We start from the raw sequence: 23,013 nt of genomic DNA, 5'->3' as shown, positions 1-23,013 counted from the left end.
CGTGATCGACCTGAAGCTGCTCCGGGAAGACCCCGACGCCGTGCGCCGCTCCCAACAAAGCCGCGGCGAAGACCCGTCGCTGGTGGACGCCCTGCTGGCCGCCGACGCCGCCCGCCGGGCCGCCATCTCGACCGCCGACACGCTGCGCGCCGAACAGAAGTCGGCCAGCAAGAGCGTCGGCGCCGCCTCGCCCGAGCAGCGCCCGGCCCTGCTGGCCCGCGCCAAGGAGCTGGCCGAGCAGGTCAAGGCCGCCGAAACCGCCCAGGCCGAGGCCGAGGCGGCGTTCACCGCCGCGCACCTGGCCATCTCGAACGTCGTCATCGACGGCGTCCCCGCCGGCGGCGAGGACGACTTCGCCGTGCTGGACGTCGTCGGGGAGCCAACGGCGCTGGAAAACCCCCGCGACCACCTGGAACTGGGCGAGTCGCTGGGCCTGATCGACATGGCCCGCGGGGCCAAGGTGTCCGGTTCGCGGTTCTACTTCCTGACCGGCAAGGGCGCGCTGCTGCAGCTCGGCCTGCTGCAGCTGGCGCTGCGGCTGGCCGTCGAGAACGGCTTCGTGCCGATGATCCCGCCGGTGCTGGTGCGCCCGGAGGTGATGGCCGGCACCGGATTCCTGGGCGCGCACGCCGAGGAGGTCTACCGGATCGAGGCCGACGACCTCTATCTGGTGGGCACCTCCGAGGTGCCGCTGGCCGGCTACCACGCCGACGAGATCCTGGACCTGTCCGCCGGCCCGCTGCGCTACGCGGGCTGGTCGTCGTGCTTTCGCCGCGAGGCCGGCAGCTACGGCAAGGACACCCGCGGCGTCATCCGGGTGCACCAGTTCGACAAGGTCGAGGGCTTCGTCTACTGCACGCCTGCCGACGCCGAGGCCGAACACCAGCGGCTGCTGGGCTGGCAGCGCGAGATGCTGGCCCGCATCGAGGTGCCCTACCGGGTGATCGACGTGGCCGCGGGCGATCTCGGCTCGTCGGCGGCGCGCAAGTTCGACTGCGAGGCGTGGGTGCCCACCCAGCAGACCTACCGCGAGCTGACGTCGACGTCGAACTGCACCACCTTCCAGGCGCGCCGGCTGTCCACCCGCTACCGCGACGGCGGGGACGCCAAGGGCAAGCCGCAGATCGCGGCCACGCTGAACGGCACGCTGGGCACCACCCGCTGGCTGGTGGCGATCCTGGAAAACCACCAACGGCCCGACGGCAGCGTGCGGGTTCCCGAGGCGCTGGTGCCGTTCGTCGGCACCGAGCTGCTCGAGCCCGTCGGCCCGCGCGGTTAGGACGGGCGGGGGGCGAGCCGGCCCGGGGTGTGCCCGAACGCGCGCCGGTAGGTGTCGATGAACGCACTCGGTGTGGCCCAACCGCATTCGGCCGCCACCGAGGTGACGTCGCGCCGCTCGGCCAGCAGCACCAGGGCGTGTTGCAGGCGGACCTGGGTGCGCCACTGCGGGAACGTCATGGCCAGCTCGTCGCGGAACAGCCGGCTCAGGGTGCGCTGGCCGACCCCGATGCGCTCGCCGATCTGGCGCAGCGTCAACGGCTCGCGCAGGTTGTCGGCGATCAGCGCGCAGGCGGCGCGCAGCCGGCCGTCCACGGCGGTGGGAATCCACAGCGGTTCGGCGACGCTGGTGGCCTGCAACTGGTCGTGCAGCACCGCCAGCATCCGGTGGTGCGCGCCGGCGTCGGTGTCCCGCGCCCGCGAACACGCGATGATCAGCTCGCGCATCAGCGGAGTGACCGCCAGCACCGCGGGGGCGGCCGGGCCGCGGCGGTAGCGGGCGGGGTCCAGCGCGACGCCGTGAAAGTTGGTGTGGCCGTGGAACTTGTGCTCGTGCCAGCAGCCCGCCGGGATCCAGATGGCACGGTTAGCCGGGGTGATCCAGGTCCCCGCCGGCGTGGTCACCGACACCGCGCCCGTGGACGGATACACGATCTGGTGCAGCGGATGCCGGTGCCGTGCGATCCGCGCTCCCGGCGGCAGCGTCTGCGCCGAGGTCGCCAGCCCGTGCTGGCCGATTTCCGACATATCGAGGCAGGATATCGGAAGCCCGCAGCATTGCGTCCGCCTAACGTCGAGATCGACCGACAGAAAGGCGTGATCGCGATGGCGATGAATCTCTTGCACCGGCACCGGTGCAGCTCGGCCGGCTGGGCGAAGGAGGTGGCCGACGAGCTGCTGCCCTGGGCGCTGGACGGTGTCGAATTGGGTTCCCGCACTTTGGAAATCGGCCCCGGCTACGGTGCGACGCTGAGCGCCCTGCTGGATCGCACCGCCTCGCTGACCGCGGTCGAGCTCGACCCGGTGATGGCCGATCGGCTGCAGCGCCGCTACGGCGACCGGGCCCGCGTCATCCAGGCCAGCGGCACCGAAACAGGTTTGCCCGCAAACCATTTCACCTCGGTGGTGTGCTTCACCATGCTGCACCACGTGCCCAGCCCGCAGTTGCAGGACCAGCTGTTCGCCGAGGCGTTGCGGGTGCTGCAACCCGGTGGGACGTTCGCCGGCAGCGACGGCGTGCCGTCGTGGGTGTTTCGCCTGCTGCACGTCGCCGACACCTACAACCCGATCGCGCCGAAGGACCTGCCGGGCCGGCTGGCGGCCGCGGGCTTCGCCGACATCCACGCCGACGCCCGGGGCGGCCGGCAGCGCTGGCGGGCCGTCAAACCGATCGACTAGGCGGGCACCGTCTCGCGGGCCTGCTCGTGCCGGCGCTGGCGTTCCATCGTCGCGAAGTAGAAGGCGAACGCGAACGCGAAGCTGGTGAACAGGCTGGACACGAAGTACAGCCAGGGCCGGCGCAACCCGCGGCGGTAGCCGTCCACGATGGTGAACAGCGGCAGCAGCACCACGTTCGCGATCGTGTAGTCCTGGCTGGCCGAGCTGGCGGCCGGGTTGGTGAACATCAGCCGGATGTATTCGGCCCAGCTGCCGTGCTCGCCCCACAGCGGGTTGGTCGATCCGTGCGAATACTGCTGCACGAAGGTGATGTTGAAGTACCAGCCGAGCGCGACCGAGGCGATGCCGACGAGGTAGTACACGACCTCCATCGGCGAGAACAGCGGACCGCCGGCCGGGCGGGCGAACACCTTCGCGTTCGAGGCGACGATCCAGGCGATGACGGAGAACCCGAGAACTGCGTGCACGAGAAGCGAGACCATGCGCGCAGTCTCACCCCGGCCGTAAAGTTTTGTCAATATTGTCAAAAGGTTTCTTGGTACCTTACTGCCATGGTCAGGCCGGCGCAGACGGCGCGCAGCGAGCGCACCCGGGAGGCGTTGCGCCAGGCCGCGCTGGTGCGATTTTTGGCCCAGGGCGTGGAGGACACCTCGGCCGAACAGATCGCCGCCGACGCCGGGGTGTCGCTGCGCACGTTCTACCGCCACTTCCGCTCCAAGCACGATCTGCTGTTCGCCGATTACACCGGGCTGCACTGGTTTCGGGCCGCGCTGGACGCCCGCCCGGCCGACGAGCCGATCATCGACTCGGTGCAGGCCGCCATCTTCTCCTTCCCCTACGACGTGGATGCGGTGACCAAGATCGCCGCGCTGCGCCACGAGGAGCTCGACCCGGGCCGCATCGTCCGCCACATCCGCGACGTGCAGGCCGACTTCGCCGAAGCCATTGCGGCGCAACTACAACGGCGCGGCCGCGGCGCCGGCGCGCCGACGGCCGACCAGCGGGTGCGCGCCGCGGTGACCGCGCGCTGCATCGCGGCCGCGGTGTTCGGCGCGATGGAGGTGTGGATGGTCGGCGACGAACGATCGCTCGGCGAACTCGCGCGGCTGTGTCACGCGGCGCTGGAGTCGCTGCGCGCGGGGATCACCGACTCCTGGAGCACCGCCACCGCGCCCCAAGTTTCGTCATAATTGACAAAACTTGGGGCGTCGTGCGAGCCTCCTTGCGGAGGTCGGGACATGAATGACTACGACGCGATCGTCATCGGCGCGGGCCACAACGGGCTGACCGCCGCGGTGCTGCTGCAGAAGGCCGGGCTGCGCACCCTGTGCCTGGACGCCAAGCTCTACGCCGGCGGGATGGCCTCCACCGTCGAGCTTTTCGACGGCTACCGGTTCGAGATCGCCGGGTCGGTGCAGTTTCCGACCTCGCAGGCGGTGGTCGACGAGCTGGGCCTGGACACCATCCCGACGATCGATTTGGACGTGATGTCGGTGGCGGTGCGCGGTGTCGGGGACGATCCGCTGGTCCAATACAGCGACCCGGTCAAGCTGTTCACCCACCTCAACGAGGTGCACGGGGCCGACGCCGTCAACGGGATGGCCGGCCTGATGGCGTGGGCCCAGGCCCCGACCCGCGCGCTGGGCCGGTTCGAGGCCGGCACGCCGCCCAAGAGTCTCGACGAGATGTATGCCTGCGCCACAAACGAATTCGAGCGCTCGGCGATCGACGACATGCTGTTCGGGTCGGTCACCGACATCCTGGACCGCTACCTGCCCGACCGCGAGAAGCACGGCGCCCTGCGCGGCTCGATGACCGTGCTGGCCGTCAACACGCTCTATCGCGGCCCGGCCACCCCGGGCAGCGCCGCGGCGCTGGCGTTCGGCCTCGGCGTGCCGGACGGCGACACCATGCAGATGAAGAAGCTGCGCGGCGGCATCGGCGCGCTTACCTCGCACCTGTGCGACGTGCTGGAGCGCCACGGCGGCGAACTTCGGTTGCGCACCAAGGTGACCGAGATCCTGGTCGAGCACGCCGGGTCCGGGGGACGGGTGACCGGGGTGCGCACCGAGTCGGGCGAGACGCTGAGCGCCCCGATCGTCGTCTCCGGCATCGCGCCGGACGTCACGCTCAACGAGCTGCTCGATCCGGCCGCGCTGCCCGCCGACCTGCGGGCGCGCTATGCGCGCATCGACCACCGCGGCAGCTACCTGCAGATGCATTTCGCGCTGCAGGAGGCGCCGGTGTTCGCCGCGCCGTACCAGGTGCTCAACGAGCCGGCCATGCAGGCCTCGATCGGCCTGTTCTGCACGCCCGAGGAGGTGCAGCAGCAGTGGGAGCAGGCCCGGCGCGGCGTCGTTCCGGCCGACCCGACCGTCGTGCTGCAGATCCCCTCACAGAACGATCCCGGCCTGGCGCCGGAGGGCAAGCACGCCGCGTCGGCGTTCGCGTTGTGGTTCCCGATCGAGGGCGAGGTGGACTACGGCCAGGCGAAAATCGAGATGGGGCAACGGGTGATCGACAAGATCACCCGGCTGGCACCGAATTTCGAGGACAGCATCATCCGGCACACCACCTTCACGCCCCGGCACATGGGCGTCATGTTCGGCGCCCCCGGCGGCGACTACTGCCACGGCCTGCTGAACGCGAACCAGGTCGGGCCCAACCGGCCCGGTCCGCGCGGCTTCCTCGGCCAGCCGATCCCGATCGAGGGCCTGTATCTGGGCAGCGCGGGCTGCCACGGCGGTCCGGGCATCACCTTCATCCCCGGCTACAACGCGGCGCGGCAGGCACTGACCGACCGCAGCGGCTGAGTCAGGAGCCGCGCCGGGCGAGCAATTCGTCCAGCAGGGCGGTGAACTCGTCGGGCCGCGCCGGCGTGAAGGCCGGGGCGGGCCGGGTGCCCGGCACGTCCAGCGTGATCAACGTCGACTTGAACGGCCGGCCGATGTCCAGCGGAAGCCAGCGGCGCAGATCTGAGCTGCCCCAGACCCGGAACCGGTGCATGAAGATGCCCAGCGGCTCGGCTTTATACCCGCGGATCGCGTCCAGCGCGATCACCTTGGACGTGCCCGACGGAAAATGGTAGCGGCGCAACGTGATCGCCGCCCGGTCCAACTGGACCAGGCCGTCGTCGTAGGTCTCGTTCACGCCCGCGAACTCCGCAGCTGGTGCCCCTTCGCGGTCAGGCAGCGCCCGTCGTCCAGCCGCCACTGCCACCCGTGCAGGTTGCAGGTCAACGTGTTGCCCTCTACCACACCGAATTTCGAAAGATCGGCCTTCAGGTGGGGGCAGCGGCGCTGAATCTGCCAGCCGTCCAACGTGATCGACGCCGAGTTGTCGTGGGTTTCGGCGAACCAGCCGTCGGCGTAGGCGATTCGTTCGTCGGTCAGGCATTTGAAGAAGGTGTACAGGTATTCGTTGTAGCCGCCGACGCGCCAGGCCTTGAACCGGGTGGACAGGAAGATGGTGTTGACCCAGTCCGGCTCCCGATCGCGCAGCACGGTGCGCACCAGCTCCGGTGCTATGGTAAAGCCGTAGCGGACCTTCTCGTCCGGAATCGGTTCTCGCACCGTGCGTTTCGGGAAATCCAGGATCACCCGCTCGGGCCCGAGCACCAGCTCCACCGGGTAGCCGATGCCGTCGCAGATCTCGTCGCTTTGCGACATGACCGGTTCGAACAGGGCGCGCAGCGGCTCCAGCAGCGGCTCCCCGGTGGCCGGCGCCCACCCGGCCCGCTCCGCGGCGATCACCGGCGCCATCCGCTCGGCGTAGGCGGCGATGTAGTCGGCCTTGCCGGTGGTGAAGATGGCCTCCACCTCGGCGGTGGGCAGCGGATGATGCAGCGAGTTCAGGGTGGATCCGCTGAAGTCGGCGGTCGAGCCGGGGATCATCAGCAGGCCGCCGCCTTGCCCGTGGGCGCGCATCTGCTCCAAAAACACCATCTGGTCGGGGAAGATGTTGGCCGGGTCGCCGTGGTCGTCGTTGAGGTGGCGCAACTCCGGATCCAAGAAGCAGGGCGGCCCGGCCGAGGGCACCACCCACGTCGCCCCCACCTGGGCGAGGTACTGGCGGGCGCGGTCCATCTGGCGCTGCCGCTTCTGGATGCCGAACGACTCCTTGGCGCGGGCCGGCATGTCGTAGACCATCGGATACCAGATGGCCCCGGAGTACTGCAGCAGGTGCACGTCGATGTGCCCGAATTCGGACGCCAGCACGTCGAGTTCCACCGGCCGGGCGTCGTTCATGTTGAAAAGCGTTGTGCTGCCGTCGGATACGACCAGCGCCGAATCGCCGATCGGGCCGTCGGCGGGGGCGCGCAGGGCGATGATCATCACGTCGAGGCCGCCGACCCGGTGCTTGACCGAGTCGGCCGTCTCGAAGAACCGGTGAAACCCGAGCTCCTGCAACGCGTTTCGCAGATCCGGCACCGGAAACTCCGGCAGCAGCACCACCGCGTCCTTGTTGACGTGCTCGGCCAGGTTCTTCGCGTCGAAGTGGTCCTTGTGCAGGTGCGACACGTAGAGGTAGTCGCAATCGCCCAGCTGGTCCCAGTCCAGGGTGCTGTTGTCCGGGAACGGGAACCAGGACGCGAAGTAGGCGGGATTGACCCAGGGGTCGCACAGGATGCTGCCCGCCTGGGTCCGGATCAGAAATCCGGCGTGGCCTACGCTGGTGACCTGCACAAATACCTTCCGGGGGACGTCGGGCCTGCCGAGGGGTGTACGGCGTCTGCGCCCCCGAGCCTAGCGCGCGGCGACGTCCCGGTCCTCGTCGTCGGCCTGCCACAACCGCCGGTAGAAGCCGTCGGGCTCGACGCCGCCCAGCTGATCGACCCGCACGGACGGCAAGTCAGCGGTCGGCTCTTTCCGGCGCTTGAGGCGGCTCACGGTCCGGCGCACTAGGCTGGACGGCTGTGGAACCGGTGTACGGGACTGTCATACAGCTTGCCCGCCTGATCTGGCGCGTCCAGGGCCTGAAGATCACGATCACGGGCGTGGAGAACCTGCCGAAGAGCGGCGGTGCCGTCATCGCCATCAACCACACCGGCTACCTGGACTTCACCTTCGCGGGTCTGCCCGCCTACAAGCAGGGCCTTGGCCGCAAGGTGCGGTTCATGGCCAAGCAGGAGGTCTTCGACCACAAGATCACCGGGCCCATCATGCGCAGCCTGCGCCACATCTCGGTGAACCGCCAGGACGGGGCCGCCTCCTACGAGGCGGCGGTGCGCAACCTCAAAGACGGCGAGCTGGTCGGGGTTTACCCCGAGGCCACCATCAGCCGCAGCTTCGAGATCAAGGAGTTCAAGTCCGGTGCGGCCCGGATGGCCGTCGAGGCCGGGGTGCCGATCGTCCCGCACATCGTCTGGGGCGCCCAGCGCATCTGGACCAAGGACCACCCCAAGAAGCTGTGGCGGCCCAAGGTGCCGATCATCGTGCTGGTCGGCGAGCCCATCCAGCCGACCCTGGGCGTCGAGGAGCTCAAGGGGCTGCTGCACTCGCGGATGCAGCACCTGCTGGAACGCGCGCAGGAGATGTACGGCCCCCACCCGGCCGGGGAGTTCTGGGTGCCGCACCGGCTGGGCGGCGGCGCCCCGTCGCTGGCCGAAGCGGCCCGGTTGGACGCCGAGGAGGCGGCCGCGCGGGCGGCGCGCCGGGGACAGTCCGCAGGGGCGCCGGAGTAGTGATCGATGGTGGAGCCGACCTTCCGCGCCCTCGAGCTCCTGGCTGTGCTGGCGGTGAAGGCCACCGGCACCGAGATCACCTACCACGGTGAGGAGAACATCCCCGAGCGCGGCGGCGCCGTGGTGGCGATCAACCACACCAGCTACGTCGACTTCCTGCCCGCCGGGCTGGCCGTGCATCGCCGGGGGCGACGCCTGCGGTTCATGATCAAGGCCGAGATGCAGCAGGTGAAGGTGGTCAACTTCCTGATCAAGCACACCCGCACCATTCCGGTGGACCGCGGCGCCGGCGCCGGCGCCTACGCGGTGGCCGTGCAGCGGCTGCGCGAGGGCGAGTTGGTGGGCGTCTACCCGGAGGCCACCATCAGCCGCAGCTTCGAGCTCAAGGAGTTCAAGACCGGCGCGGCCCGGATGGCCATCGACGCCGACGTGCCGATCATCCCGCTGATCGTCTGGGGCGCGCACCGGATCTGGACCAAGGACCATCCACGTACACTGGGCCGGGCCAAGATACCGATCACCGTGCAGGTAGGCGCGCCGTTGCGGGCGCGCGAGGACATCGCGCAGACCGACGCCGCGCTGCGCGACGCGATGACCACGCTGCTGCACCAGGCGCAGCAGCATTACCCGATGCAGCCCGGGGCGTACTGGGTGCCGCGCCGGCTGGGCGGCACGGCGCCGACGCCGGCGGAGGCGGCCCGGATGGAGGCAGACGAGGCGGCGGCCCGAGCGGCCGCAGCAGCGGCGAAGAAGGCCGCGAACCGGGCCGGGCGTCCGGGCCGGTAGCGAAGGAGAAGAGATGGCCGAGGGGTTCTACCGGCTGGGGGAGTGGGTTGTTCCGCCGCTGGTCGCGATGCAGGGAACCAAGTTCACCTACCAGGGTTTGGAGAACATTCCCGCCCACGGCGGCGCCCTGCTCGCCCAGAACCACACCAGCTACCTGGACTGGCTGCCGACGCTGATGGCGGTGCGGGAGCGGCACCGCCGCGCCTACTTCATGATCAAGGCCGAGATGGCCGACGTGAAGGCGGTCAATTACGTCATCAAGCACGCCCGGCTGATCCCGGTGGACCGCAGGTCGGGACACGACGCGTTCGACGTGGCCGTGCAGCGCATGCGCGAGGGTGAGCTGATCGGCATGCATCCCGAGGCCACCATCAGCCGCAGCTTCGAACTGCGCGAGTTCAAGACCGGCGCGGCGCGCATGGCGCTGGCCGCGCAGGTGCCCATCGTCCCGATCATCGTGTGGGGCGCCCACCGGATCTGGCCGAAGGACCACCCGAAGAAGGTGTTCCGCAACAAGGTGCCGATCACCGTGGCGGCCGGGCGGCCGCTGCCGCCGCGGGGCACCCCCGAGCAGCTCAACGCGGCGCTGCGGGAGGCGATGAACGCCCTGCTGTACCGGGTGCAGGAGGAGTACCCGCACCCCAAGGACGAGTTCTGGGTGCCGCGGCGGCTGGGCGGCGGCGCGCCCACCCAGGAGGACTCCCGGGCGCTGCGGCTCTCCGAGCTGCAGGAGCGGATGCGCAAGTACGGCACCGACGGCGTCACCCGGCCGGGACAGCGCCAGAGCGGACTGCATTGAGCGCCGGCCGGCGAGGCGGGCGGTTTCGATGACGCTGCCGCGGCTCATCGCCTGCGACGTCGACGGCACCCTGTTCGACGACGACGAGCGGATCACCCCTCGCACCCGGGCCGCGGTCCGCGCCGCGGTGGCCGGCGGCGCGCGGTTCGTGGTGGCCACAGGCCGCCCGCCGCGGTGGATCCGCCCGGTGGTCGACGCGCTGGGCTTCGCGCCGATCGCGGTGTGCGCCAACGGCGCGGTGATCTACGACCCGGCGAACGACCGGGTGCTGTCCGCCCGCACGCTGGACGTCGACACCCTGGCCGAGCTGGCCGAGCTGGCCACGCGGGTCATCCCGGGGGCGGGGCTGGCCGTCGAGCGGATCGGGGAACGCGCCCACGACACGGCGACGCCGCAGTTCATCAGCTCGCCGGGTTACGAGCACGCCTGGCTGAATCCGGACAACACCGAGGTGTCGATCGAGGACCTGCTCAGCGCCCCGGCGATCAAGCTGCTGATTCACCGGGCCGGGGCGCGCAGCTCCGACATAGCCGCCGAGCTGGCCAAGCACGTCGGCCTCGAGGGTGACATCACCTACTCGACGGACAACGGCCTGGTCGAGATCGTGCCGCTGGGGATCAGCAAGGCCACCGGCATCGAAGAGATCGCCCGGCCGCTGGAGATCGCCCGCGAGGAGGTGGTGGCGTTCGGCGACATGCCCAACGATCTGCCGATGCTGCGCTGGGCGGGCCACGGCGTGGCGATGGGCAATGCCCATCCCGAGGTGCAGGCCGCCGCCGACGAGATCACCGCCGCCAACAACGACGACGGCGTGGGCCGGGTGCTGGAACGCTGGTGGCTTTAGCGGGGGGCAGCGGCCTTAGCGCCTCGCTACGTCGCCGCCGGGTGGGTCGGCAGCGAGAAGTGTTCGGCCGGAACCGTTGGGCCGCTTGGCAATTGGGTGGCCAGCGGGGTGGTGATCCCGTCCAGCACCTCGGTCACGTTACCGGTCAGCCGCTCGTAGTTCAGCGTGCCGTGCTGGAAGTTCTGGGTAATCTGCAGCGGCTCTTGGATTTCCGCGCTGGTGGGCAGGCCGAGCGGGCCGCGCTCGTAGCTCTGTGAGCCCCAGGCGTCGTAGATCGCGCCGGTGACCGGCTGGGCGCCGGTCTGCGGCGACCAGTACATCGCGCCCCGGACGAAGGTGACGAAGCGGGCGTCGTCCGCCGCGCTGTCCTCCGGCGCGGTCGGCGCCCCCAGCACGCTGTTCATCCCGCCGATCTCCTGCCAGTGCGCGTAGATCGCCCCACCCTGCAGCGCCTTGATCAGCTCTTCCGGCGGATCGTTGACATGCGCTGCGATATCCCGTATCTCGTCCATCAGCGCGTAGGCCGCGTTGCCCGGGCAGTCGGTGTTGCCCACGTCGCGGTGGGTGAAGATGGTCGGCAGCGTGGCGACGGTGCCGGCCGCGTAGGTGGTGTAGTGGCTGCCGGCGGACTCCAGTTGCACGGTGCCCTTGGGGTCGACGCCGTCCATGCCCAGGCGCCAGCCGAGCAGCCGGCCCACGGCGCGCAACTGCACCGGCGTCGGCGGCACGTCGTCGAAGTTGCCGATCATCGCCACGCCCCAAGTGTTGCGGTTGAACCCGCCGGTGTGGAACGCCTCGACCGCCTTGGTGAGGCCCCCGGCGCTGCCCTCGAACACCTGGCCGTACTTGTCGACCAGCGCGTTGTAGGCGATGTCGCACCAGCCCAGCGTCTTGCTGTGGTAGGTGTAGATGGCCTTGACGATGCCGGCCGATTCCAGCGGCGAGTAGTCGTTGCTGCCCGCGGTGTGGTGCACGACTGCGGCGCGAATCCCGTTGTCGTACTGCGGACTTCCGCAGCGCAGCGATTCGTCGGCGCCCCACTCGGCCCGGCTGATGATCGGTGGCGCCTGCCCGGGCATCACCACCCCGGACGGGGGCGTCCAATGCGTTTCGGACGGCGCTTGCGGCGGCGAGATGAGCACGGCCGAGATGTTCTGCCCGAACGGTTGCTCCCGCGAGGCCGGCCTGTAGCCCAGGTCGTCGGCCGGGCGCGGGGGCGGCTGGGTCGCCGGCGCGTCGAGCGGGCGGGTGACCGCGATCTGCACGGTGGTGGTGATGCCGACGAAGACCGGGTCCGTCCCGCGCGGCCCCTCGGTTGCCCCGCCGGCGTGGCCGGGGTCGGGCGCGGCGGTTTCGTACTCGGTCTGATACCAGGGCCCCCAGGAACCGTCGCGACGCCGGGCGCGCACCCTCGTCGACGTGCCGGCAAGGTCACCGGTCAGGGCGACCAGGGAAAACGGCGTCTGCTGGCTGATCTCGCGAACCGTGACGCCGGCCCCCAGCCCGATCAGCGGCTGCTCGGTGAGCTGGGTGCCGCGGGCCGGTGGCGCGCCGGCGGCGCCGCGGTCCCGGGTGGCGTCGCCCACCCACGAGACGAGGACGACCGTCGCCGCGATGGCGGTGAGCAGCGTCGTTGGCGCGCGACTGCGGGACACCAGCCGATGTTACGTGTGATTCTGATGTTATCTATGAGACGACACGACGTTGAGCGACGCCGAAATCCGCGGCAAAAATCGACGGCACCGCAGAACCCTCTGCGGTGCCGTCTGGTGGATGGTTTGGAAAGGGTCTAGACCGGGGGCAGTGCCGGCGCGGCGCCGGCGGCCGCCGGCAACGCACCCGCGGCGCCCGCTGCGGCCGGCAGCGCACCGGCCGCGCCCGGCAGCGCACCCGCCGCACCCGGCAGGGCGCCGGCCGCACCGGGCAGGGCGCCGGCCGCACCGGGCAAAGCACCCGCGGCCGCGCCGCCGTGCATGCCCTGCGTGATCGCCGGCATCACCAGGCCCTTGAGCAGGTCGATCGCCTGACCCGCGCCGAGCTGGTTGGCGGCTTGCATCACGTCGTTGACCAGGCCGCCGCTGCCACCCGAGCTCGAGCCGCCGCCCAGACCGGTGCCACCGCCGCCGATCGGCGAGGCGTTACCGAAGGTCGACGGGTCGCCCAGGATCGGGTACGTGCCACCGGCGCCCGGGTCCAGGCCGGCCCCGGAGTCGATCGGCACCTCACTCGGCGCCACGGTCGGGCTGCCCAGCCCCGGCGCCGTCCCGGCCGGGCTGGTCAGCCCGGGGTTGGACAGCGCGGGGTTGAGCCCGGCGCCGGGGGTGGCGACCCCGCCGCCCGGCGTGGTCGGCAGCGCGCCGGGCGCGGTGAGCCCGGGCGTCGTCGGCGCCGCACCCGGGCTGGTCAGACCGGGGCTGGTCAAACCAGGACTGGTCAGGCCGGGACTGGTCAGGCCGGGACTGGTCGCACCGGGGCTCGTCAGACCGGGATTGGTCAGGCCCGGCGTTCCCAGGCCGGGCGTGCCCAGGCCGGGGCTACCCAGGCCGGGGCTACCCAGGCCGGGGCTGGCCAGACCGGGAGTGCTGGTGGCGCCGCCGCTCAGGGCGGGCACCGGGGGCAGGTTGATCCCAAACTGCGACAGGCCCTGCGACAGCGCACCCATCAGCTCGCCCGGCAGATCGCTCATTACCGCGGCCTGCTTGAACTCATGGTGCTCGGGCGCCTTGTTGCCGGCCGTCGATTCGTAGACAAGGAAGTATGCGCAAGGACTCGCCACTGCCAGGGCGGCGACCGCGCTCATGGCTGTCGAAAGCTTGCGTCGGCGTCGGTTCGGCACGGAAGTCTCCTCTATCTGACTATGTGTTGTGTCGGCGCGCCCCGCCGATGCTGTCTGGCAGGAATCACACACAGTCGATGGTACGAGTGGGAATCCTGTTACTAGAGTGGTGATATTGAATCGTGAGGCAATTGCGACCAGGACTGTGATCGCCGGGCCGGCACGCTCCGCCGGCCGCCCCGAATCAGCCGGGCCCTGGTTGCTGGCCTCGCCAAATGGGTTCGGGCCACGCCGTCGGATACCCTAAGCAACCGATGACCGCTCGTTTCGATCTTTTCGTCGTCGGCTCTGGATTCTTCGGACTGACCATTGCCGAGCGCGTCGCTACCCAGCTCGGGAAGCGCGTGCTCGTGGTGGAACGCCGCCCGCACATCGGCGGCAACGCCTACTCGGAACCCGAGCCGCACACCGGCATCGAGGTGCACAAGTACGGCGCCCACCTGTTCCACACCTCTAATAAAAGGGTCTGGGACTACGTGCGGCAGTTCACCGACTTCACCGACTACCGGCACCGGGTCTTTGCCATGCACAACGGCCAGGCCTACCAGTTCCCGATGGGCCTGGGCCTGGTGTCGCAGTTCTTCGGCAAGTACTTCAGCCCCGAGGAAGCCCGCAAGCTCATCGCAGAGCAGGCCGCCGAGATCGACACCGCCGACGCGCAGAACCTCGAGGAGAAGGCGATCTCGCTGATCGGCCGGCCGCTCTACGAGGCCTTCGTCAAGGGCTACACCGCCAAGCAGTGGCAGACCGACCCCAAGGAACTGCCGGCGTCCAACATCACCCGGCTGCCGGTGCGCTACACCTTCGACAACCGCTACTTCTCCGACACCTACGAGGGGCTTCCGGTCGACGGCTACACGGCCTGGCTGCAGAACATGGCCGCCCACGAGAACATCGAGGTCCGGCTGAACACCGACTGGTTCGACGTGCGCGACGGGCTGCGCGCGGGCAGCCCCGAGGCGCCGGTGGTCTACACCGGCCCGCTGGATCGTTACTTCGACTACGCCGAGGGCCGATTGGGTTGGCGCACACTGGATTTCGAGGTCGAGGTGCTGCCCATCGGGGACTTCCAGGGCACCCCGGTGATGAACTACAACGACCTCGACGTGCCCTACACCCGCATCCACGAGTTCCGGCACTTCCACACCGAACGCGACTACCCGACCGACAAGACGGTGATCATGCGGGAGTACTCGCGGTTCGCCGAGGACGACGACGAGCCCTACTATCCGATCAACACCGAGGCCGACCGCGCCCTGCTGGCCGCCTACCGGGCCCGGGCCAAGGCCGAGACCGCGTCGGCGAAGGTCCTGTTCGGCGGCCGGCTGGGCACCTACCAGTACCTGGACATGCACATGGCCATCGCCAGCGCGCTGAACATGTATGACAACGTCCTCGCGCCGCACCTGCGCGACGGCGCATCCCTGACAGAAGCCCAGAGCAAACAGGAGAGCGGCGCCTGATGCGCGCCACGACGATGCAGAGCGGAGCGATGAGAAGGAGTGGCGCCTGAATGAGTGCCGTGAGCCTGCTGTCCCGGATCATCCTGCCGCGTCCCGGCGAGCCCCTCGACGTGCGCAAGCTGTATCTGGAGGAGTCGACGACCAACGCCCGGCGCGCGCACGCCACCAGCCGCACGTCGCTGGAGATCGGCAAAGAGTCCGAGGTGTCGTTCGCCACCTACTTCAACGCGTTTCCGGCCAGCTACTGGCGGCGCTGGTCGATCTGCGAATCGGTGGTGCTCAAGGTCGAGCTGACTGGAACCGGTCGCGTCGACGTCTACCGCACCAAGGCCACCGGGGTGCGGATCTCGGTGCAGGGCCGCCAGTTCGTCGGCACCGACGACCAGCCGGCCGTCGTCGAGATCGAGGTGCCGTTGAAGCCGTTCGAGGACGGCGGCTGGATCTGGTTCGACATCACCACCGACACCGAGGTCAACCTGATCAGCGGCGGCTGGTATGCCACCGAACCGGCACCGGGGACGGCCAACATCGCCGTCGGCATCCCCACCTTCAACCGGCCCGCCGACTGCGTCAACGCGCTGGCCGACCTCACCGCAGATCCGTTGGTGGACAAGGTGATCGGTGCGGTGATCGTGCCCGACCAGGGCACCCGCAAGGTGCGCGACCACCCGGACTTCCCGGCGGCGGCCGCGGGTCTGGGCAACCGGCTGTCCATTCACGACCAGCCCAACCTCGGCGGCTCCGGCGGATACAGCCGGGTGATGTACGAGGCGCTGAAAAACACTGACTGCCAACAGATTCTGTTCATGGATGACGACATCCGCATCGAGCCCGACTCGATCCTGCGGGTGCTCGCGTTGCACCGCTTCGCCAAGACGCCGATGCTGATCGGCGGCCAGATGCTCAACCTGCAGGAGCCCTCGCACCTGCACATCATGGGCGAGGTCGTCGACCAGTCGAACTTCATGTGGACCGCGGCGCCGCACGCCGAGTACGACCACGACTTCGCGCAATTCCCGTTGAACGACAAGAACCCTCGCAGCGCGCTGCTGCACCGGCGCATCGACGTCGACTTCAACGGGTGGTGGACGTGCATGATCCCGCGGCAGGTCGCCGAGGAGCTGGGCCAGCCGCTGCCGCTGTTCATCAAGTGGGACGACGCCGAATACGGCCTGCGCGCCGGCGAGCACGGCTACCCCACCGTCACCCTTCCCGGCGCGGCCATCTGGCACATGGCCTGGAGTGACAAGGACGACGCCATCGACTGGCAGGCCTACTTCCATCTGCGCAACCGGCTGGTGGTCGCCGCGCTGCACTGGGACGGCGACATCACCGGGCTGGTCCGCAGCCACCTGAAGGCCACCCTGAAACACCTTGCCTGCCTTGAATATTCGACGGTGGCCATCCAGAACCGGGCCATCGACGACTTCCTGGCCGGGCCCGAGCACATCTTCTCCATCCTGGAATCCGCGCTGCCCGAGGTGCACCGGCTGCGCAAGGAGTACCCGGACGCGGTGGTGCTGCCGGCGGCCAGCGAGCTGCCGCCGCCGCGCTACCAGAGCAAGGCGATGAAGCCGCCGGTGAACCCGCTGTCGATCGGCTACCGGCTGGCCCGCGGGATCGCCCATAACGCGACCAAGGCCGACCCCGAGGCGCACCGGCGCCCGCAGTACAACGTGCCCACCCAGGATGCGCGGTGGTTCCGGCTGTGCACCGTCGACGGCGTCACGGTGACGACGGCCGACGGCTGCGGTGTGGTGTACCGGCAGCGGGACCGGCGAAAGATGTTCTCGCTGTTGTTCGCATCGCTGCGCCGTCAGCGCAAGTTGCTGACCCGGTTCGACGAGATGCGCAGGGTGTATCGCGGTGCGCTGCCCGTGTTGTCCAGCAAGCAGAAGTGGGAGACGGCGTTGCTGCCAGCTGCCGAACATGCCTGAGTCCCCTGCTGCGCAGGCCCCGCGCGGTGAGGTGGCCGCGCTGGTCGCCGTCCAGGCGGCACTGAGCAAGCGCCCCGGGGTGCTGACCGTGGCGCGCGCGCTGTCCCACTTCGGCGAGCACAGCATCGGCTGGGTGGCGGCGGCCGCGCTCGGCGCGCTGTGCTCACCGCGGCGCCGCGCCGATTGGCTTGCGGCCGGGGCCGGGGCGTTCGTCGCGCACGCCGCCGCCGTCGTCGTCAAGCGCATCGTGCGGCGCGAACGGCCGCATCATCCCGCCGTCGTGGTCAACGTCGGCACCCCCAGCCGGCTCAGTTTCCCGTCCGCGCATGCCACCTCCACCACCGCCGCAGCGATCCTGCTGGGCCGGATCACCGGCCTGCCGCTGCCCGCGGTCCTGGTGCCGCCGATGGCGTTGTCCCGGATGGTGTTGGGGGTGCACTATCCCAGCGACGTGGCCTGCGGCATCGCCCTGGGGGCCGGCGTCGCCGCCGTCGCGCGCCGCGCACCGCAGCTGGCAAGAGGTGACCAATGACCGAGGAAACGCAGGAAGCGGTGGCCGGACCGCCGGCCAACGTGGTCTCCGGGGTGATCAAGGCGATCCGCCCCCGGCAATGGGTGAAGAACGTGCTGGTGCTGCTGGCGCCGGTGGCGGCGCTGGGCGGCCCGGTCCAGTACGACTACACCGACGTGCTGGGCAAGGTGTCGGTGGCGTTCGTGGTGTTCTCCCTGGCCGCCTCGTCGATCTACCTGGTCAACGACGCGCGCGACGTCGAGGCCGACCGCGAGCACCCCACCAAGCGGTTCCGGCCCATCGCGGCCGGCGTGGTGCCCGAATGGCTGGCCTACACCCTGGCCGTGCTGCTGGCGGCGGCGTCGCTGGGCATCGGCTGGTGGCTGACCCCGAACCTGGCGGCGGTGATGGCCGTCTACATCGCCATCCAGCTGGCCTACTGCTTCGGCCTCAAACACCAAGCGGTGATGGACATCTGCATCGTGTCGTCGGGGTTCCTGCTGCGCGCCATCGCCGGCGGCGCGGCCACCAACATCCGGCTCACCCAATGGTTCCTGCTGATGATGGCGTTCGGGTCGCTGTTCATGGCGGCCGGCAAGCGCTACGCCGAGCTGCAACTGGCCGAGCGGACCGGGGCGAAGATCCGCAAGGCGCTGGAGAGCTACACCAGCACCTACCTGCGGTTCGTCTGGACGTTGTCGGCCACCGCGCTGGTGGTCTGCTACGGCCTGTGGGCCTTCGACCGCGAGCACGGCGAGGCGCGCTGGTTCGTGGTGTCCATGGTCCCGTTCACCATCGCGATCCTGCGCTACGCGGTCGACGTGGACGGCGGCCTGGCCGGGGAGCCCGAGGACATCGTGCTGCGTGACCGGGTGTTCCAGCTCCTGGCGCTGGCGTGGATGGTGACGGTCGGAGCCGCCGTTGCCTTCGGTTAGCCCCGAACTGCAGGCGCTCAAGGCGCGCATCATGGGCAGCCGGCCGGTGATGAGGCGGCCCGGCTGGCCGGTGTTCCCGTACACGACGATGGTGCGCTCGAGCCTGTGGATCGGCGTGGCGGTGGTTGCCGTGCTGTTCGCCTGGGGCGGCTGGCAGCGGCGCTGGATCGCCGACGACGGGCTGATCGTGCTGCGCACCGTGCGCAACCTGCTGGCCGGCAACGGGCCGGTGTTCAACCAGGGCGAGCGGGTGGAGGCCAACACCTCGACGGCGTGGACGTATCTGATGTACGCCGGCAGCTGGGTGGGCGGCCCGCTGCGGATGGAGTACGTGGCGCTGGCGCTGGCGCTGACGCTTTCGGTGCTCGGGGTGGCGCTGCTGATGCTGGGCGCGGCGCGGTTGTACGCGCCCAGCCTACGCGGCCGCCGGGCGATCATGCTGCCCGCCGGGGCGCTGGTCTACATCGCACTGCCGCCGTCGCGGGACTTCGCCACCTCCGGCCTGGAAAGCGGTTTGGCCCTGGCCTACCTGGGGTTGCTGTGGTGGATGATGGTGTGCTGGGCGCAGCCGGTGCGCAACCGGCCGGACCGCCGGGAGTTCGCCGGTGCGCTGGCGTTCGTCGCCGGGTTCAGCGTCCTGGTGCGTCCGGAGCTGGCGCTGATGGGCGGGCTGGCGCTGATCATGATGCTGGTCACGGCCCGCACTTGGCGGCGCCGGGCGCTGATCGTCGCCGCCGGCGGTGCGCTGCCGGTGGCCTACGAGATCTTCCGGATGGGCTACTACGGCCTGCTGGTGCCGGGCACCGCCCTGGCCAAGGACGCCGCCGGGGACAAGTGGTCGCAGGGCATGACCTACCTGTCCAACTTCGACGCGCCGTACCTGGTGTGGGTTCCCGCGGTGCTGCTGGTGCTGCTCGGGGTGCTGCTGGCGGCCGCCCGGCGGCGGCCGTCGTTCCTGCGGCCCCCGCTGGCGCCCAACTACGGCCGGGTGGCCCGGGCGGTGCACAGCCCGCCGGCGGTGGTGGCCTGGGTGCTGGTCAGCGGTTTGCTGCAGGCCCTGTACTGGATTCGCCAGGGCGGGGACTTCATGCACGCCCGGGTGCTGCTGGCGCCGCTGTTCTGCCTGCTGGCCCCGGTGGCCGTCGTCCCGGTGATGGTGCCCGACGGCCAGGACTACTCCCGCGAGACCGGCAACTGGGTGGCCGGCGCGGCCTGCGCGCTGTGGCTGGGGATCGCCGGATGGGCGCTGTGGGCGGCCAACTCGCCCGGCATGGGCGACGACGCCACGCACGTCACCTACTCCGGGATCGTCGACGAACGCCGCTTCTACGCCCAGGCCACCGGCCACGCGCACCCGCTGACCGCCGCCGACTATCTGGGCTATCCGCGGATGGCCGCCATCCTGACCGCGCTGAACAACACCCCCGAGGGTGCGCTGCTGCTGCCGTCGGGCAACTACACCCAGTGGGACCTGGTGCCGATGGCCCAGCCGCCGCCCGGCACCCCGCCCGACAAGTTTCTGCAAAAGCCGCAGCACACCGTGTTTTTCACCAACCTGGGCATGGTGGGGATGAACGTCGGGCTCGACGTCCGGGTGATCGACCAGATTGGTCTGGCGAATCCGCTGGCGCAGCACACCGAACGCCTCAAGCACGGCCGGATCGGGCACGACAAGAACCTGTTCCCGGACTGGGTGATCGCCGACGGGCCCTGGGTGAAGGTGTATCCCGGGATCCCGGGCTACCTGGACGCGCAGTGGGTCGCCGAGGCCGTCTCGGCGCTGCAGTGCCCGGACACCCGGGCGGTGCTGGCCTCGGTGCGGGCCCCGATGACCCCGCACCGGTTCCTGTCCAACGTGCTGCACTCCTTCCAATTCACCGGCTACCGGATCGATCGGGTGCCGCGCTACGAGCTCGCCCGCTGCGGGCTGCCGGTGCCGGAGGAAGCGCCACCGCCGCCGCGCGAGTGAGCGCCGCGCAGAAGAATTTTCGGCCGATCCGCCACCGGTCGGGCCGCGGCCTCCGCGACAAATTGGCAGCAACATCACATCTGACCCCCGACCAGCTCGCCACGGCGGTCAAGCACATGCGCCGACGTCGACTTTTGTACACGTGTTGGATGTGAAAACCGCTGGGTTCCAGGGCCGCTCGGCCGCAGGCGGGCTCGCCTCGATGCGACCGAACGGCCACCGGTGTGGTTGACTACACGAGCACTCCTGCGCTTCATGCCATCGGTAGGCGCAGGCGGTTCGAACCAATCAAGAAAGCGGCCGAGCGGACGAACGCGCCGGAACGCCGCAAGAAGGATGAGGAAGCAAGGATGACGCTTGTCGACAGATTGCGCGGCGCCGTGGCGGGGATGCCGCGCCGGCTCGTGGTGGGGGCCGCTGGGGCGGCGCTGCTCTCGGGCCTGATTGGCGCCGTCGGGGGCTCGGCGACCGCCGGGGCCTTCTCGCGCCCCGGTCTGCCGGTGGAGTACCTGCAGGTTCCCTCCGCCGCCATGGGACGGGACATCAAGGTCCAGTTCCAAAGCGGTGGGGCCAACTCGCCCGCGTTGTACCTGCTCGACGGGATGCGCGCGCAAGACGACTTCAACGGCTGGGACATCAACACCCCGGCGTTCGAGTGGTACAACCAGTCGGGCATCTCGGTCGCCATGCCGGTCGGCGGCCAGTCCAGCTTCTACTCCGACTGGTACAAGCCCGCCTGCGGCAAGGCCGGCTGCACCACCTACAAGTGGGAGACCTTCCTGACCAGCGAGCTGCCGCAGTACCTGTCGGCGCAGAAGCAGGTCAAGCCGACCGGCAGCGGTGTCGTCGGGCTGTCGATGGCCGGCTCCTCGGCGCTGATCCTGGCCGCCTACCACCCCGACCAGTTCGTCTACGCCGGCTCGCTGTCGGCGCTGCTGGACCCGTCGCAGGGCATGGGCCCGTCGCTGATCGGGCTGGCCATGGGTGACGCCGGTGGCTACAAGGCCGCCGACATGTGGGGTCCGAAGGAGGACCCGGCCTGGGCCCGCAACGACCCGTCGCTGCAGGTCGGCAAGCTGGTCGCGAACAACACCCGGATCTGGGTGTACTGCGGCAACGGCAAGCCGTCCGACCTCGGTGGCGACAACCTGCCCGCCAAGTTCCTGGAGGGCTTCGTGCGGACGTCCAACCTGAAGTTCCAGGACGCCTACAACGGCGCCGGTGGCCACAACGCGGTGTGGAACTTCGACGCCAACGGCACCCACGACTGGCCCTACTGGGGCGCGCAGCTGCAGGCGATGAAGCCTGACCTGCAGTCGGTGCTGGGCGCCACCCCGGGTGCCGGTCCGGCCACGGCCGCGGCCACCAACGCCGGGAACGGCCAGGGCACCTAACCAATACCGAGCATGACGCCGGCGGCGGGAACCCTTCGGGGCTCCCGCCGCCGGTCGTTTCGCGACGGTGTGACGAGTTTCACTACCCGGCGCGCGGGGGAACTACGGCCCTGGCTAATGTGCTCTCAGCGACTAGACGATGGAGGGTGGACATGACGGTCGTGCGGGGTGTGTCGGCGCTTCTTCGGGTGTTCTGCATCGCCATGCTGGCGGCGGGGCTGGGCGTGGCGTTGCAGCCCGCCGCGGTCACCGGCGCGGCCCGGGCCGCGGGGTACGAGAGCCTGATGGTGCCGTCGGCGGCGATGGGCCGCGACATCCCGGTGGCCTTCCTGGCCGGCGGCCCGCATGCGGTCTACCTGCTGGACGCCTTCAACGCGGCGCCCGACGTGAGCAACTGGGTGACCGCAGGCAACGCGATGAACACCCTCGGCGGCAAGGGCATCTCGGTGGTGGCCCCGGCCGGCGGCGCGTGGAGCATGTACACCAACTGGGAGCAGGACGGCAGCAAGCAGTGGGACACCTTCCTGTCCAGCGAGCTGCCCGACTGGCTGGCCGCCAACAAGGGGCTGGCCCCGGGCGGGCACGCCGCCGTCGGCGCCTCGCAGGGCGGCTACGGCGCGATGGCGCTGGCCGCCTTCCATCCCGACCGCTTCGGCTTCGCCGGCTCGCTGTCCGGGTTTCTCTACCCGTCCAGCACCAACTACAACGGCGCCATCCTGGCCGGCCTGCAGCAGTACGGCGGCGTGGACGGCAACGGCATGTGGGGGGCGCCGCAGCTGGGCCGGTGGAAGTGGCACGACCCGTACGTGCACGCCTCGCTGCTGGCCCAGAACAACACCCGGGTGTGGGTGTGGAGCCCGACCAACATGGGCGGCGACGACGCCGCGATGATCGGCCAGGCGGGCGCGGCGATGGGCAGCTCGCGGGAGTTCTACCAGCAGTACCGCAGCAACGGCGGGCACAACGGGCACTTCGACTTCCCCGGCGGCGGCGACAACGGCTGGGGCTCGTGGGCCGGCCAGTTGGGCGCGATGTCGGGCGACATCGTCGGTGCCATTCGCTAGACGGCGATCGCCAGCGCGGCGCAGCCGGGCGCCGCGGGTCGCCGCCACATGGCTAGCCGCTCGCGGCCGGGCTGACCACCCAGGGCGAGCCGGTACGGTGTAGAGCGTGCAGCAGA

General features: G+C 70.0%; 20 protein-coding genes and 1 pseudogene. 15 read left to right on the top strand and 6 right to left on the bottom strand.

The annotated features are described in order from the left end of the window. Position 1: 1 nt before the first annotated feature. Positions 2 to 1,279 carry a serine--tRNA ligase gene (gene serS / locus MAA44156_RS01405; protein ID WP_009974433.1) on the top strand — a complete coding sequence of 426 codons (1,278 nt, stop codon included), beginning with the start codon at positions 2 to 4 and terminating at the stop codon, positions 1,277 to 1,279. On the opposite strand, the pseudogene MAA44156_RS01400 reads toward serS, so the two are convergent. Continuing rightward, positions 1,236 to 2,025: pseudogene (locus MAA44156_RS01400) on the bottom strand (AraC family transcriptional regulator); the annotation flags it as partial. The gene serS and the pseudogene MAA44156_RS01400 overlap by 44 nt on opposite strands. Before the next feature lie 78 nt (positions 2,026 to 2,103). Between MAA44156_RS01400 and MAA44156_RS01395 the strand changes: the two are divergent. After that, a complete protein-coding gene (locus MAA44156_RS01395) occupies positions 2,104 to 2,676 on the top strand; it encodes a class I SAM-dependent methyltransferase (RefSeq protein WP_009974436.1) in 573 nt (190 codons plus the stop codon). On the opposite strand, the gene MAA44156_RS01390 is transcribed toward MAA44156_RS01395, so the two are convergent. Further along, positions 2,673 to 3,158, bottom strand: coding sequence for a DUF2834 domain-containing protein (locus MAA44156_RS01390; protein ID WP_003872309.1), 486 nt, complete (start codon positions 3,156 to 3,158; stop codon positions 2,673 to 2,675). The two genes, MAA44156_RS01395 and MAA44156_RS01390, sit on opposite strands and share 4 nt — an antisense overlap. Before the next feature lie 69 nt (positions 3,159 to 3,227). Between MAA44156_RS01390 and MAA44156_RS01385 the strand changes: the two genes are divergently transcribed. Both MAA44156_RS01385 and MAA44156_RS01380 read left to right on the top strand, forming a co-directional pair. Further along, entirely contained in the window at positions 3,228 to 3,866 is a 639-nt protein-coding gene (locus tag MAA44156_RS01385; RefSeq protein ID WP_003872310.1) for a TetR/AcrR family transcriptional regulator, read from the top strand. Between the two features lie 48 nt (positions 3,867 to 3,914). Further along, complete coding sequence (locus MAA44156_RS01380) at positions 3,915 to 5,489, top strand: phytoene desaturase family protein (protein ID WP_009974437.1); 1,575 nt, start codon at positions 3,915 to 3,917, stop codon at positions 5,487 to 5,489. 1 nt (position 5,490) lies between these two features. Here the strand turns inward: MAA44156_RS01380 and MAA44156_RS01375 are convergent, their stop codons facing one another. Then, positions 5,491 to 5,826 carry a hypothetical protein gene (locus MAA44156_RS01375; protein ID WP_003872312.1) on the bottom strand — a complete coding sequence of 112 codons (336 nt, stop codon included), beginning with the start codon at positions 5,824 to 5,826 and terminating at the stop codon, positions 5,491 to 5,493. Next, complete coding sequence (locus tag MAA44156_RS01370) at positions 5,823 to 7,361, bottom strand: MBL fold metallo-hydrolase (protein ID WP_009974439.1); 1,539 nt, start codon at positions 7,359 to 7,361, stop codon at positions 5,823 to 5,825. The genes MAA44156_RS01375 and MAA44156_RS01370 overlap by 4 nt, the downstream gene beginning before the upstream one ends. A gap of 230 nt (positions 7,362 to 7,591) precedes the next feature. Between MAA44156_RS01370 and MAA44156_RS01365 the strand changes: the two genes are divergently transcribed. From MAA44156_RS01365 to MAA44156_RS01350, 4 genes are read left to right on the top strand one after another with little or no spacing between them, the layout of a single operon-like run. Next, the gene (locus MAA44156_RS01365) at positions 7,592 to 8,359 is read left to right on the top strand and encodes a lysophospholipid acyltransferase family protein (RefSeq protein ID WP_003872315.1); all 768 of its coding nucleotides are present in this window, start codon (positions 7,592 to 7,594) and stop codon (positions 8,357 to 8,359) included. Between the two features lie 6 nt (positions 8,360 to 8,365). Next, complete coding sequence (locus tag MAA44156_RS01360; protein ID WP_011723400.1) at positions 8,366 to 9,145, top strand: lysophospholipid acyltransferase family protein; 780 nt, start codon at positions 8,366 to 8,368, stop codon at positions 9,143 to 9,145. Positions 9,146 to 9,158: 13 nt separating this feature from the next. Continuing rightward, positions 9,159 to 9,944 carry a lysophospholipid acyltransferase family protein gene (locus MAA44156_RS01355; RefSeq protein ID WP_009974442.1) on the top strand — a complete coding sequence of 262 codons (786 nt, stop codon included), beginning with the start codon at positions 9,159 to 9,161 and terminating at the stop codon, positions 9,942 to 9,944. Between the two features lie 28 nt (positions 9,945 to 9,972). Continuing rightward, a complete protein-coding gene (locus MAA44156_RS01350; RefSeq protein ID WP_009974443.1) occupies positions 9,973 to 10,788 on the top strand; it encodes a Cof-type HAD-IIB family hydrolase in 816 nt (271 codons plus the stop codon). Positions 10,789 to 10,814: 26 nt separating this feature from the next. On the opposite strand, the gene MAA44156_RS01345 is transcribed toward MAA44156_RS01350, so the two are convergent. Together MAA44156_RS01345 and MAA44156_RS23480 are read right to left on the bottom strand one after the other, a co-directional pair. Beyond that, positions 10,815 to 12,443 (bottom strand): LGFP repeat-containing protein, encoded by a 1,629-nt coding sequence (locus MAA44156_RS01345; RefSeq protein ID WP_009974444.1) that lies wholly within the window; start codon positions 12,441 to 12,443, stop codon positions 10,815 to 10,817. A 134-nt stretch (positions 12,444 to 12,577) separates the two neighbouring features. Further along, positions 12,578 to 13,624 (bottom strand): Erp protein, encoded by a 1,047-nt coding sequence (locus tag MAA44156_RS23480; RefSeq protein WP_011723403.1) that lies wholly within the window; start codon positions 13,622 to 13,624, stop codon positions 12,578 to 12,580. A 254-nt stretch (positions 13,625 to 13,878) separates the two neighbouring features. Here MAA44156_RS23480 and glf point away from each other — a divergent pair, with 254 nt between their 5' ends. The 7 genes from glf to MAA44156_RS01300 all read left to right on the top strand — a co-directional run bounded on the left by glf (position 13,879) and on the right by MAA44156_RS01300 (position 22,897). Further along, the gene (gene glf, locus MAA44156_RS01330) at positions 13,879 to 15,087 is read left to right on the top strand and encodes a UDP-galactopyranose mutase (protein ID WP_003876945.1); all 1,209 of its coding nucleotides are present in this window, start codon (positions 13,879 to 13,881) and stop codon (positions 15,085 to 15,087) included. A 50-nt stretch (positions 15,088 to 15,137) separates the two neighbouring features. Beyond that, complete coding sequence (locus tag MAA44156_RS01325; protein ID WP_009974449.1) at positions 15,138 to 17,024, top strand: glycosyltransferase; 1,887 nt, start codon at positions 15,138 to 15,140, stop codon at positions 17,022 to 17,024. Then, positions 17,017 to 17,556, top strand: a complete 540-nt coding sequence (locus MAA44156_RS01320) for a phosphatase PAP2 family protein (RefSeq protein WP_003872570.1) — start codon at positions 17,017 to 17,019, stop codon at positions 17,554 to 17,556. The genes MAA44156_RS01325 and MAA44156_RS01320 overlap by 8 nt, the downstream gene beginning before the upstream one ends. Continuing rightward, positions 17,553 to 18,470, top strand: a complete 918-nt coding sequence (locus MAA44156_RS01315; RefSeq protein WP_003872571.1) for a decaprenyl-phosphate phosphoribosyltransferase — start codon at positions 17,553 to 17,555, stop codon at positions 18,468 to 18,470. Before MAA44156_RS01320 ends, MAA44156_RS01315 begins: the two co-directional genes overlap by 4 nt. Next, on the top strand, positions 18,457 to 20,439 hold the full coding sequence (gene aftB, locus MAA44156_RS01310; RefSeq protein ID WP_009974451.1) for a terminal beta-(1->2)-arabinofuranosyltransferase: 1,983 nt from the start codon (positions 18,457 to 18,459) through the stop codon (positions 20,437 to 20,439). The genes MAA44156_RS01315 and aftB overlap by 14 nt, the downstream gene beginning before the upstream one ends. 350 nt (positions 20,440 to 20,789) lie before the next feature. Then, positions 20,790 to 21,833: a diacylglycerol acyltransferase/mycolyltransferase Ag85A gene (ag85A, locus tag MAA44156_RS01305; RefSeq protein ID WP_011723409.1), complete on the top strand. Its 1,044-nt coding sequence runs from the start codon at positions 20,790 to 20,792 to the stop codon at positions 21,831 to 21,833. 161 nt (positions 21,834 to 21,994) lie between these two features. Next, entirely contained in the window at positions 21,995 to 22,897 is a 903-nt protein-coding gene (locus MAA44156_RS01300) for an esterase family protein (protein ID WP_009974454.1), read from the top strand. Positions 22,898 to 23,013: the final 116 nt, after the last annotated feature.

The sequence above is a fragment of the Mycobacterium avium subsp. avium genome (genome assembly GCF_009741445.1).
Classification (GTDB): Bacteria; Actinomycetota; Actinomycetes; order Mycobacteriales; family Mycobacteriaceae; genus Mycobacterium; species Mycobacterium avium.
The sequence above is the reverse complement of the archived record's forward strand: the minus strand, read 5'-3'. Positions and strand labels throughout refer to the sequence as shown.

What these genes read in the sequence shown, in the direction of transcription:
- MAA44156_RS01390 (WP_003872309.1), bottom strand. Translation starts at nt 3,158, where the DNA reads ATGGTCTCGCTTCTCGTGCACGCAGTTCTCGGGTTCTCCGTCATCGCC.
- MAA44156_RS01350 (WP_009974443.1), top strand. Translation starts at nt 9,973, where the DNA reads ATGACGCTGCCGCGGCTCATCGCCTGCGACGTCGACGGCACCCTGTTC.
- MAA44156_RS01385 (WP_003872310.1), top strand. Translation starts at nt 3,228, where the DNA reads ATGGTCAGGCCGGCGCAGACGGCGCGCAGCGAGCGCACCCGGGAGGCG.
- MAA44156_RS01360 (WP_011723400.1), top strand. Translation starts at nt 8,366, where the DNA reads ATGGTGGAGCCGACCTTCCGCGCCCTCGAGCTCCTGGCTGTGCTGGCG.
- MAA44156_RS01380 (WP_009974437.1), top strand. Translation starts at nt 3,915, where the DNA reads ATGAATGACTACGACGCGATCGTCATCGGCGCGGGCCACAACGGGCTG.
- glf (WP_003876945.1), top strand. Translation starts at nt 13,879, where the DNA reads ATGACCGCTCGTTTCGATCTTTTCGTCGTCGGCTCTGGATTCTTCGGA.
- MAA44156_RS01315 (WP_003872571.1), top strand. Translation starts at nt 17,553, where the DNA reads ATGACCGAGGAAACGCAGGAAGCGGTGGCCGGACCGCCGGCCAACGTG.
- MAA44156_RS01395 (WP_009974436.1), top strand. Translation starts at nt 2,104, where the DNA reads ATGGCGATGAATCTCTTGCACCGGCACCGGTGCAGCTCGGCCGGCTGG.
- MAA44156_RS01325 (WP_009974449.1), top strand. Translation starts at nt 15,138, where the DNA reads ATGAGTGCCGTGAGCCTGCTGTCCCGGATCATCCTGCCGCGTCCCGGC.
- MAA44156_RS01320 (WP_003872570.1), top strand. Translation starts at nt 17,017, where the DNA reads ATGCCTGAGTCCCCTGCTGCGCAGGCCCCGCGCGGTGAGGTGGCCGCG.
- ag85A (WP_011723409.1), top strand. Translation starts at nt 20,790, where the DNA reads ATGACGCTTGTCGACAGATTGCGCGGCGCCGTGGCGGGGATGCCGCGC.
- MAA44156_RS01355 (WP_009974442.1), top strand. Translation starts at nt 9,159, where the DNA reads ATGGCCGAGGGGTTCTACCGGCTGGGGGAGTGGGTTGTTCCGCCGCTG.